The sequence below is a fragment of the Halorubrum aquaticum genome (assembly GCF_900113615.1).
In the GTDB taxonomy this organism is placed as follows: Archaea; Halobacteriota; Halobacteria; order Halobacteriales; family Haloferacaceae; genus Halorubrum; species Halorubrum aquaticum.
Genome location: NZ_FOPZ01000031.1, coordinates 1 through 10777, shown reverse-complemented (window position 1 = coordinate 10777; position 10777 = coordinate 1). Strand labels below are relative to the sequence as shown.

Here is a 10777-nt window from a genome sequence, read left to right as displayed (position 1 = left end):
CAGTACCGTCTAACCGCGGTGGCGCGCCTCCGAGCGGCCGGAGGCCGCGAGGAGCCCGCGAGGGAGTCGGTCGCCGCTGGCGACCGACGAGGCTGGGGAGGCGTGAGGTGCGGGGCTGTGCGGGGCGGGGTGGGCTTCAAAGGGACAACCGCGAGGACGACGGCGGCCGACGCAAGGACCGCAAGGAATGAGCGAAGCGAGTGACTGAGGACCGTGGTTCGAGAGAGCAAAGCTCTCTCGTCATCGCCAGAAATCTCTGATTTCTGGCTAGCAGTCAGAACGCGTCGCGTTCTGACGACATCACGAAAGGCGCGGAGTACCTTTCGAACGACAGCGAGGCCCCCGAATCCTCGCGGTTGGGGCTTTGGCGGTGTTCACCGCGTCAGCAACTGCGGAGATCCGAGCGACTGGGGCTTTGGACGTCTTCACCGCGCGAGCAACGATCTATGGCCGAGCGACTGGGGCTACGGCGATCTCGTCTCTAACGACGATCCCTTCGTGTCCTCACCCGGATCTCCCTTCACGAACACCCACGTCCGTATCCACGTCGTCCTCGCGCCCTTTTTGAACGTCACCGACCAACACGTAGCAGTGACAGTCACGAGCCTCCACGACCCGAGCCACCGCGAGGCCCTCTGGGAGCTGGAGGCGGCGTTCGACCGCGGGGACCTGATAAGCGTCTTTGGCCGCTGTACCGTCTCCTACGAGGGGCGCGCCGCCTCGGATCTCGGCTCCGGCGACCGCCTCCTCCTGTTGAAGCCCGACGGGGCTGCGCTCGTCCACACCGACGAGGGACGCACCCCCGTCAACTGGCAGCCGCCGGGGTCGGAACACCGCGCCGCGGTCCGGGAGGGCCGCCTACGGGTGCGCTCGACCCGCACCAACCCGGACGAGACCCTCACCGTCCGCTTCTCGGACGTCCACCAGCTCTCCGCGATGCCGGTCACCGGCGGGCGCGACCTCGAACTCCACGGCAGCGAGGAGGACCTCCGGACTCGGATCCTACAGCGACCCGACCTGATCGAGCCGGGCTTCGAACCGAGGGAGACCGAGCGGCCCTCCAGCGCCGGCCCGATGGACGTGTTCGGCGTCGACGCCGACGGCAACCCGGTCGTCGTGGAGTTGAAACGCCGGCGGGTCGGCCCCGACGCGGTCGGCCAACTCGCCCGGTACGTGCGGGCGCTCCGCGAGGAGTTGGGGATCGACGGGAACGCGCCGGAGGTCGGCGAGAGCGAGGCCACAGACCCCGTCGCCGACACCACCGACGCCGCCGACGCCGCCATCGAGGTCCGCGGCGTGCTCGTCGCCCCCTCGGTCACCGACCGCGCCGCGGAGCGGCTCGCGGACCGCGGGTTCGACCACGTCGCGCTCGAGCCGACCGCGGAGGAGTGAGAGCGAAGCCGCTTCCGCCGTAGGCCCGACCGTCCCGCCGGTTCCGTCGCGGTATCGAAGGCTTTATCGACGCAGCGGGGGCTACATCGGACAAGTAACCATGTCCGACAAACCCGCCTCTATGTACCGGACGATAGACAAGCCCTCGTACACCCGCCGCGAGTACATCACGGGCATCCCCGGCTCGAAGATCGCCCAGCACAACATGGGCGACCTCTCAACGGAGCCCGACGACTACCCGGTCGAGATCAGTCTCCGCGTCGGGGAGGAGCTCCAGATCCGCCACGGCTCGCTCGAGAGCGCGCGCCTGTCGGCGAACCGCCACCTGATCAAGGAGCTCGGCGAGGGCAACTACAAGATGACCCTCCGGAAGTTCCCCCACCAGGTCATCCGGGAGAACAAGCAGGCGACGGGCGCGGGCGCGGACCGCGTCTCCGACGGAATGCGCCAGGCGTTCGGCAAGCCCGTCGGGACGGCCGCCCGGCTCGACAAGGACGACGTGGTCTTCACGGCGTACTGTACCGTCGACCAGGCCCCCGTCGTGAAGGAGGCGTTCCGCCGCGCGTACAACAAGCTCTCGCCGCCGTGCCGGATCACGGTCGAACGCGGCGAGGAGCTGCTCGTCGCGTAGACGACACCCCCTCTCCTTCCGTTTCGGTCTTCGCCTCCGATTCCGCTGTCCCGTCCGATTCCGCGTTCTCCCTCCGACTCCGACCGCCGAGAGCGACTGCTCCCGAGACGGATCGCTGAAATACCCGCCTCGCGTATGCTCGGGCAGTGTCAAAGCAGTTGGCCGAGGTCGAGACGCTATTCCTCCACGAGGCACGGAGCGACTACACCGTGGTCGCGAACCGGGACGGCAACCGAGTGCTTCGCGGACGGCTCGAACTCAAGGAGACGTCGGCGGGTCCCCGTCCCGGGAAGTTCCGCGTCATCAGGGACGGCGAGGACCACCCCCGGTCGCCCGACGAGTTCGTCGACCTCGCCCGTGCGGCCTCCCGCATCCGGATCTCACAGCAGACCTCGCCGGAGCGCCGCGAGCGCCTCCGGGAGATGCTCGACGGCTACCAACTGGAGGCGATGGCGGTTCGGACGTGCCGGCGCTGTGCGAACGACGGGCGCTACGGCCCGATCACGGAGGACACCGCGATCGAACACAACGGCGAGCACGTCTGCCGGGACTGCGCCCGACGCGAGCTCGAACGCGAACTGTCGTACAAGGGCGAGTTCACGGGTGCCGCCGAGGAGCGGCTCGAGGAGCTCCTCTACGAGTCGAAGGACCTCGACCGGATCATCAACCTGCTCTCGGGCGGGCTCGATCCGGACCTGACCAAGTACGACGAGGTCTCCGCCACCGTCGACGACGTCTCGCCGGTGCGGACCGACGAGCTCGACCTCCACCCCGACCTGGCCGCACGCGTCCAAGGGCGCTTCGAGGAGTTGTTGCCCGTTCAGAGTCTCTCGGTTCGAAACGGGCTGTTGGAGGGCGACGACCAGCTCGTCGTGAGCGCGACCGCGACGGGGAAGACGCTCGTCGGCGAGCTGGCCGGGATCGACCGGGCGCTGAAAGGGGACGGGAAGCTCCTGTTTCTGGTCCCGCTCGTCGCGCTCGCCAACCAGAAACACGAGGACTTCGAGGACCGCTACGGCGACCTGCTCGACGTCTCCATCCGCGTGGGCTCCTCGCGGATCGCCGACGACGGGAACCGCTTCGACCCGAACGCCGACGTGATCGTCGGCACCTACGAGGGGATCGACCACGCGCTCCGCACCGGGAAGGACCTGGGCGACGTCGGGACGGTCGTCATCGACGAGGTCCACACCCTGAAGGAGGGCGAGCGCGGCCACCGGCTCGACGGATTGATCTCCCGGCTCAAGTACTACAGCGAGGACCGAATGGAAACCCACGAGGGGTACGACGGCACCCAGTTCGTCTACCTGTCGGCGACGGTCGGCAACCCCGAGTGGCTCGCCGAGCGGCTCCGCGCGACGCTGATCGAGTTCGAGGAACGACCGGTCCCCATCGAGCGCCACGTCACCTTCGCGGACGGTCGCGAGAAGGCCGACATCGCCGACAAGCTCGTCAAACGCGAGTTCGACACGAAGTCCTCGAAGGGGTACCGCGGCCAGACGATCGTCTTCACCAACTCCCGCCGCCGGTGTCACGAGATCAGCCGGAAGCTGCGGTACGACTCCGCGCCGTACCACGCCGGGCTCGATTACGGCCGGCGCAAGAAGGTCGAGCGCATGTTCGGCGACCAGGAGCTGTCGGCGGTCGTCACGACCGCGGCGCTCGCGGCCGGCGTCGACTTCCCCGCCTCGCAGGTGATCTTCGACACGCTCGCGATGGGGATCGAGTGGCTCTCAGTCCAGGAGTTCTCCCAGATGCTCGGTCGGGCCGGCCGTCCGGACTACCACGACCGCGGGCGGGTGTACCTCCTCGTCGAGCCCGACGCCGTCTACCACAACTCGATGGACCGGACCGAGGACGAGGTCGCGTTCACCCTCCTGAAAGGCGAGATGGAGGACGTGGCGACCCACTACGACGAGACGGCGGCCGTCGAGGAGACGCTGGCGAACGTCGTGGTCGCGGGCAGGAAGGCGAAGCGGCTCAACGACCGGATGATCGGCGACGTGCCGACGAAACACGCCGTCGGGAAGCTGCTGGAGTGGAAGTTCATCGACGGCTTCTCGCCGACGCCGCTCGGGCGGGCGATCTGTCGGCACTTCCTCGCGCCCGACGAGGCGTTCCGGATCCTCGATGCGGTCCGGAAGGGCACCGATCCCTACGACCTCGTCGCCGACCTCGAGCTGTACGACGACGAGGAGTGAACCCCGGAGCGACGAACGAAACGCTTTAGCGGCTCATCCGGGTAGGCAGAGGCACGGGACCATGGGTTAGTGGTATACTTCGAGCCTTGGGTGCTCGTGACCCCGGTTCGAATCCGGGTGGTCCCACTTTTAGCGCGCGAGCAACTCACGAGCGTCGCCGTCGCGATCGGGACGCCTGCTACCGCCGGTTTCGCTTCAGTTCTCGCATCCCCGCGTATCCGCGGAAGGTGTCGGCGATCCATCGGCCCGCGGCGACGACCGCCTCGATCGGCCGACGCCACCACGGCTCGGGCTCCTCCTCGGCGTCGTCGTCGGCCTCGTTCGGTGGCATCGATCCGAGTGGTTCGGTACCGAGACACATAGTCTTTCGTTCGGCGGACGCTTCGGTTGCGTTTCGGTGCTAATGGATTCGTCGTCTACGCCGGTTCGTCATCGTCGCCTTCGGATCGGGGTCGTGTGGGTCCGGCGTCCCTTCGTGTCGGAGACGACCGCCATCTTTCGAAATCCTTTTGTCCCGATTCGGCCTTGGTCGAAACGCGAGCCGCCTTAGCTCAGACTGGGAGAGCACTCGACTGAAGATCGAGCTGTCCCCCGTTCAAATCGGGGAGGCGGCATATTTCGAGACGGTGAGCGTAGCGAACCGTCGAGAAAACGACGCCGAGCCGAGTTGAGCACGGAAGTCGCAGCGCGCGAACGGAGTGAGCGCGACCGTCTTCCGGAGTTCAAATCGGGGAGGCGGCATACCTTTTCGGCGCGATCCGCATTCGTGAGCATCGGCTCGGGATCGAGTTGTCCCCCGTCCTCGCGAGCCGTGCGGGACCGAAGGTCTCGCTGGAAGCCGGCCGTAGGCCGGCGACGAAGCGAGCGGATGAAGAAACGACGCTGAGATGCTCGGTCCCCGGTAACGTTATACGCCCGGATGTGACAGTAGCGATACAGTGTGAACTGGCCGGATCGCGTGTTCGCCCTCGGCGGGGCCGGAAAGGAACTGGCTTTCGAGCTTCTCGCCACCGAATGGGTCCGGAGATCGATGCTCGACCCCGCATCCGACCCGTCCGGAGTGACAGTCACGGTCATCGATACTGCCGAGTCGGAGCGTGAGGAGGACCTGAAACGGATTCGAGAGGTCCGATCCGCGATCGAAGGGACCAGAGACCGGATGGCCGCCGACGGGAAGGCCCCCGACGAGATACGGATCGAGCATCGGACCCTGACGGACATGGTCCAATTCGAGGACCCTCTCGACATCGTCGGGCCGATCGCGCGACGCCGTATCGCCTCGGCACACGAGATGGATCCAGACGACTGGTGGATCGACGCCGAGCACGTCTCCCGGGATCCGGACGTCGACCATGGGCTCTCCGGCAAGCGTTCCCTCGCGAAGGCGCTCTACTACAAGGCGTCGGCCGAGGACGACGTCCTCCCGACCGCGATCTCGCCCGCAGAGGGTGCTACGGTCGCGGTCCTCTGCGGTCTGGGCGGTGCGACCTCGGGGGTCATCTTCGATCTCGCACGCGATCTGACACGGTCGGAACCGACGGTGTCGATAACGCTGTTCGCCGCCCTCCCGAACCGCGGATCGTCCCATCGAGAACAGGCCAACGCACACGCCGCGCTCTCGGAGCTGGAGTACCTCTCCCTTCGTCGGGAACGGCTCTTCGAGGATCGGGTTCTGATCCCCACCGATGCCGTCGAGAGGCACGCGAAACGCCCGTCGAACCGATTCGCCGGTGACGCACTCGACGAGGCGTTCACCTACCTCCTCGTTTCGTACTACAGCCGGTGGCGGCGAATCTCGATGGAACACGCCGATCCCGGCCCGCCACGAGGCGTATTCCCCGACGCACCGAGTCACACACCGTTCGTGATCGGCGTTCCACAGATCGTTCGGTACAACGTCGACGAGGGTCGGGACGACGAAGGGACGGCCGCCTCCACGGGAAACGACCCCGCTCCCTCGGAGTCGGAACCGTCTCCGTACGTGACGGTCGTACGGCCGCAGTCTCCCTCTCGCGTCGCCGAGGCACGGCACATCGAGGAAAGCGGACTACTCGACACGACCGACGAGGGCGAACGACTCCGCGAACGACTGGACGCGCTCGCGAGTTGCGTGTGCGACGCCACGTACAGCGGGCTCCGTGAGCGGCAGGTCACGACGGCGATGTCGAGACGTGAACGTCCCGTGGCGGGGGGCGTCGTGAGCCGTGCCACCGACCGGATCACGGACCGGATAGACCTCAGTGACATCATCGCCGAGAACACCCGTTCCGCGCCGGCCGACCACGACGACCCGTCGGTGCTCGTCGTCGAGGACGGCGCCGACTGGGAGGTCGGGTTCACCGCGTTCGTCGGCCGCGTGTTCCTCGACGACCTCCGCCTCTCGAGCGAGTACTTGGAGAGCTACGAGCGCTCGGCGCTCGACGAGGGAGCGGATGCCTCCCTTCGACACGCCCTCGGACTCGAGGAGGGGTACTACGTCAGACGTCGACGAGTGAACGATCCCGAGAGTCGGGGCGACCGTTCGTTCCTCGGCGACTCGGACGACCGGATCCGCGAGCGGATGCTGGCCGACTGCGTGGAAACCGTCGATCCGGGACGAGAGGGTCGATCCGCTTCGGAGTGACCGCTTCGTATCCGTGAGTCACTCCCCGACGACGCGCCTCACGAACTCGCGAAGCTCCCGGTCGAACCGCTCCGGGGCCTCGAGGAACGGCGAGTGGCCGACCCCCTCGTAGATCGAGACCTCACCGTCGGGCACGAGGTCGGCGTGACGCCGGGCGGCCCGCGAAAGGACGACCCGGTCGGCCGACCCGTGCGCGAACAGCGCGGGGACGTCGAGATCGCGAAGGGTCTCGGCGTTCGCGCCGGTCCGTGCCTGTAGCGCCTCCCGGACTCGCGGGGGGCATCGCGCGTTGTACCCGAGCATGAGGTGGCGCTCGCGCGGCGGCACCGGCTCGGCGGTACAGATGTCGAGGAATCGACCGAGGGCGTCCACGCTGGCCTCGGCGTCTCGGGTCTCGAGGTCCCCGAGCATCGCGGCGAACTCCTCGCCGGCGACGTCGGCGGCCGCGTCGGTTCCCTTCTCCGTGATGGCCCCGACGAAGACGACGCCGGCCACGTCGTCGGTCCCCTCGACGGCGAGGTAGTCGGCGACGACGAGTCCGCCGTACGACCACCCGACGAGGACCGGGTCGTCGGTCGCCAGCTCGTCGATCACGGCACCGAGGTCCGCGGCCCAACGCCCCGGGTCTCGATACCGGTCGCTGCCGGTCGGTTTGTCCGAGTCGCCGTGACCGCGGAGGTCCGGCGCGATCAGGCGGAAGTCCTCGGTCAACGTCCCGTCGAACTGCTCGTACCAGCAGAGCCGCGACTGCGAGTAGCCGTGAACGAGGAGGATCGTCGGCGCGTCCGGCGGCCCCGCGGCGTCGACACGAAGTTCCGTCCTGCCGCTCCCGACGACCGTGTGTGACTCCATGTCCGGGGATGGACTCACCGCGATAAATAGGTTGGCGGCGGCCCCTCTCCTTCCGCCGGCGCCGATACCGGGGGAATGAGCGGGCCGTCAGGTGTTGAGACTCGTGATGCCCTCTCCGCGCCACGTCACGCGTTCCCTCCCAGGTCCTCCTCGTTCTCGAGGCCGCCGACGCAGTTCCCCTCCCCGTCGCCGAACCGGCCCGTCGACCACGGGCGGTACTCGATGAATCCGCGGACCCGCCGTCTCCCGTCGTCGCCCGCCGTCCCGCGGGGACCGCCCGAGCCACCCCAGTAGTTACACTCGGCGTCGACGACCTCGGCGTATCGTTCACCCTCGGTGACGGCACCGAACCGCTCGTTCCCCTCGACGTCGTTGTGCCGAAGCACCGCCTCGTACGGCCCGTCGGGATCGTCGAGTCGGTATCCGTCCAGGTTCCCCGCGATCGTACAGTTCCGCACCTCGAGGTGACTGTGGCGGTGAGCGATCCCGGGGCCGTCGTTGTCCCGTATCTCGCAGTTCCGTATCGGGACGGCGTGTTCCATCTGGGGCCGGTCGGTCCTCCCGGTCCGGATCCCCGCCCCGTCGTTGCCCCGGATGACGCTGTCGCGGATCTCCGTCTCGAGGGGTCCGACGACGGGAGAGATCGACACCGGACCGCCGTTGTCCGCGATCAGGCAGTCGCGGACCCGAACCGGGGTTGAGACGGTGCTGCCGACCGCGTTTCCCCCGTTCTCGACGATTTCACAGCCGGTGAACGCCGTTTCGGTCCGTTCTCCGGGGTCGACGCCCGCCCCGTCGTTCCCGCGGATCGTACAGTCGGCACACGTCACGGTCCCCAACCGGTCGACGACCAACCCTGCCCCCGCGTTCTCCTCGACGCTCACTCCCTCGAGTCGACCGATCCCGTAGCCGACCCGGATCCCCCGCTCGAACCCGTGAACCGTGAGGTCCCGGACGTCGATGAAGGTCCCGTCGGCCATGTCGATCCCCGTTCCATCCCCGGATCCGTGGAGGGCGTAGCCGTCCCCGTGGATCGTCACGTCGGCCGACTCGATCGTGAGACACGTCCCGTCCGACTCGATGTCCCCCGCGATCCGGTACTCCCCGCTTTCCGTGATCGTCGTCGGTCCCTCGATGAGTTCGACCTCGCCATCGGAACGGTCGGCGGTACACTCGACGGCGATCTCCGTGTCCTCGTCGACGCCGCCCTGGCCGCCGCCGGAGGGGATCTCGGAGAGCGCGTCACACCAGTCGTCGCTCCGGTCGGCGATCCCCTCTGCGGCGCAGTCGGAGCCGCAGTGCTCGTTGCAGATCCGGAACGTCATCCCCTGATGTGCCGGATGCCAGGTGTCGCCCTCGACGGCGATCACCCGCCACTCCTCGGAGTCGTACTCGGAGTCCGTACGGAGGCTGTAGTGTTGCCGTCGCTGGGTCCCGTCGAGGGGGCGCCGGACGAGCTCGCCGTCGCGGTACAACACCGCCTCGTAGCTTCCGCCGCCCCGTGCGTCGGAGGGCTCGCCGGAGCCCAGCAACAACGCCCCGTACACGGTGACCTCGGTACACCCCCGGAAGCCGATCCTCGCGACCTCGTGGGCGCTCGCGACGCCCGCGAAGGCACCGACGCCGGCCCCGAGGCCGACGCCGGTTCCGCCCACTACCCGCAGTACGGCCCGGCGGGAGGCCGACGCGACCCCCGACGGATCCTCGGTCCTGCCGGATCCGGCGTCGTCCGTCGCTTCGCCGTCAGTCGCCCCATCGCGTGTCGCCCCGTCATTCGTCGCCCCGTCGCGTGTCGTCCCGTCGTTCGTCGCCCGGTCCCGTCGCCCGTTCCGTGGGTTCCGCCACCTCCCGGATGTATTGTCATCTGTCATCTCTCTCATCTCCCCGGCGAACCGTCCGCGACTCGGACGGGTCCCGGTGTATCCGGTGAGACCCACCACCGATCGGGACTAAGTTATGGCCGTGATAACGAGAGGGCGGAGCGACGGCCGGATCTCGCCGTCGTCGCCGCTCGGGACGGGGTCGCGGTCGTCGAACGGAGGACGGTTCGGTCGTCCGGTTTAGGCGGCTTCTACCGGCGTCTCGGAGCGACGATACGATTAGCGGCCCGGGCCGGATCGTCGACTCGAACCTGCTCGGCGGCGCCGGTCGATTCGGGGACTCAGGCCGACTCGACGGCCTCGAGAAGCGCGTCGTAGTCGGGTTCGTTCGTCGGGTCGTCGGCGACCCACTCGTAGGTCACGGTTCCCTCGTCGTCGAGGACGTACACCGCCCGGTTGGCCACGTCGTAGAGCCCGAGATCGGCGATGTCCATCGAGAGCCCGTACGCCCGGATCGCCCCGCCGTCCATGTCGCTCACGAGGTCGAACCCGAGGTCGTACTCGTCGGCGAAGGCACCGAGCGAGAACGCCGAGTCGGCGCTGACGCCGAAGACGGTCGCACCGGCCGCCTCGAAGTCGTCGTATCGTTCCTGGAGCGCCACCATCTCGTTGCTACACGGCGGCGTGAACGCGCCCGGGAAGAAGGCGAGGACGACCGGGCCGTCGCCGAGGTGCTCCTCGAGGTCGAACGTCTCGTGGTCGGAGCCCTTGTACGTCGCCGTGAACGTCGGTGCGGTGTCGCCGGTCGAGACCATACGTCATCGGAGGTTCGTTACGTCCTAAAAGCTGTCGCGGTTCCGACGGGTCCTCCCCCGATCACCGTCCGCCGAGTGAAACGTCCGTCAGATCTCGAGTGCTACTAGTACGGTTGTTTCATTGATGATCGAGGTGAGGAGAAGGGAGTCGTTGCTGGCGCGGTGACCATTTCCAAAGCCCCAGCCGCGAGGGCGACGGCGGCCGAAGTACGCACCGCAGCGAGTGAGCGAAGCGAACGAGCGAGGAGCACAACGAGGCCTCCGAGTCCTCGCGGCTGCCCCTTTGTGTCCCACCCCACCCCGCACAGCCCCGCACCTCACACCTCCCCAGCCTCGCCGCTCACGCTTTTCAAGCGTTCGCGGCGTCCCTCGCGGGCTCCTCGCGCCCGTTCGGGCGCTCGGAGGCGCGCCACCGCCCCGGATTGATACCTCTCTCACCTGTA

General features: G+C 67.9%; 9 protein-coding genes and 2 tRNA genes. 7 read left to right on the top strand and 4 right to left on the bottom strand.

What is annotated here, in order from left to right; translation table 11 throughout:
* From F3H10_RS16405 to F3H10_RS15570, 5 genes are all read left to right on the top strand, one after another.
* The coding region (locus F3H10_RS16405; protein ID WP_223174343.1) for a hypothetical protein at positions 1 to 204 on the top strand (204 nt) is incomplete at its 5' end.
* Positions 205 to 591: 387 nt separating this feature from the next.
* Positions 592 to 1392 (top strand): endonuclease NucS, encoded by an 801-nt coding sequence (gene nucS, locus F3H10_RS15585; RefSeq protein ID WP_149785684.1) that lies wholly within the window; start codon positions 592 to 594, stop codon positions 1390 to 1392.
* 100 nt (positions 1393 to 1492) lie between these two features.
* Positions 1493 to 2023, top strand: a complete 531-nt coding sequence (locus tag F3H10_RS15580) for a 50S ribosomal protein L16 (RefSeq protein WP_149785683.1) — start codon at positions 1493 to 1495, stop codon at positions 2021 to 2023.
* Between the two features lie 146 nt (positions 2024 to 2169).
* Entirely contained in the window at positions 2170 to 4224 is a 2055-nt protein-coding gene (locus F3H10_RS15575; protein WP_149785682.1) for a DEAD/DEAH box helicase, read from the top strand.
* Between the two features lie 55 nt (positions 4225 to 4279).
* Positions 4280 to 4350 (top strand) — tRNA-Pro (locus F3H10_RS15570).
* Between the two features lie 52 nt (positions 4351 to 4402).
* Here the strand turns inward: F3H10_RS15570 and F3H10_RS16185 are convergent.
* Positions 4403 to 4555, bottom strand: a complete 153-nt coding sequence (locus F3H10_RS16185; RefSeq protein ID WP_188127959.1) for a hypothetical protein — start codon at positions 4553 to 4555, stop codon at positions 4403 to 4405.
* 209 nt (positions 4556 to 4764) lie between these two features.
* On the opposite strand from F3H10_RS16185, the gene F3H10_RS15565 reads away from it, so the two are divergent.
* Together F3H10_RS15565 and F3H10_RS15560 are read left to right on the top strand one after the other, a co-directional pair.
* Positions 4765 to 4838, top strand: a tRNA-Phe gene (locus F3H10_RS15565).
* Between the two features lie 326 nt (positions 4839 to 5164).
* Positions 5165 to 6847, top strand: a complete 1683-nt coding sequence (locus tag F3H10_RS15560; RefSeq protein ID WP_149785681.1) for an FtsZ/tubulin family protein — start codon at positions 5165 to 5167, stop codon at positions 6845 to 6847.
* Positions 6848 to 6865: 18 nt separating this feature from the next.
* Here F3H10_RS15560 and F3H10_RS15555 read toward each other — a convergent pair whose 3' ends face one another.
* The 3 genes from F3H10_RS15555 to F3H10_RS15545 all read right to left on the bottom strand — a co-directional run bounded on the left by F3H10_RS15555 (position 6866) and on the right by F3H10_RS15545 (position 10334).
* A complete protein-coding gene (locus F3H10_RS15555) occupies positions 6866 to 7699 on the bottom strand; it encodes an alpha/beta fold hydrolase (protein WP_149785680.1) in 834 nt (277 codons plus the stop codon).
* Positions 7700 to 7824: 125 nt separating this feature from the next.
* Positions 7825 to 9354, bottom strand: a complete 1530-nt coding sequence (locus F3H10_RS15550) for a right-handed parallel beta-helix repeat-containing protein (RefSeq protein ID WP_188127958.1) — start codon at positions 9352 to 9354, stop codon at positions 7825 to 7827.
* Positions 9355 to 9860: 506 nt separating this feature from the next.
* Positions 9861 to 10334: a redoxin domain-containing protein gene (locus tag F3H10_RS15545; RefSeq protein ID WP_149785678.1), complete on the bottom strand. Its 474-nt coding sequence runs from the start codon at positions 10332 to 10334 to the stop codon at positions 9861 to 9863.
* Between the last annotated feature and the right edge of the window lie 443 nt (positions 10335 to 10777).

What these genes read in the sequence shown, in the direction of transcription:
- F3H10_RS16185 (WP_188127959.1), bottom strand. Translation starts at nt 4,555, where the DNA reads ATGCCACCGAACGAGGCCGACGACGACGCCGAGGAGGAGCCCGAGCCG.
- F3H10_RS15580 (WP_149785683.1), top strand. Translation starts at nt 1,493, where the DNA reads ATGTCCGACAAACCCGCCTCTATGTACCGGACGATAGACAAGCCCTCG.
- F3H10_RS15555 (WP_149785680.1), bottom strand. Translation starts at nt 7,699, where the DNA reads ATGGAGTCACACACGGTCGTCGGGAGCGGCAGGACGGAACTTCGTGTC.
- F3H10_RS15545 (WP_149785678.1), bottom strand. Translation starts at nt 10,334, where the DNA reads ATGGTCTCGACCGGCGACACCGCACCGACGTTCACGGCGACGTACAAG.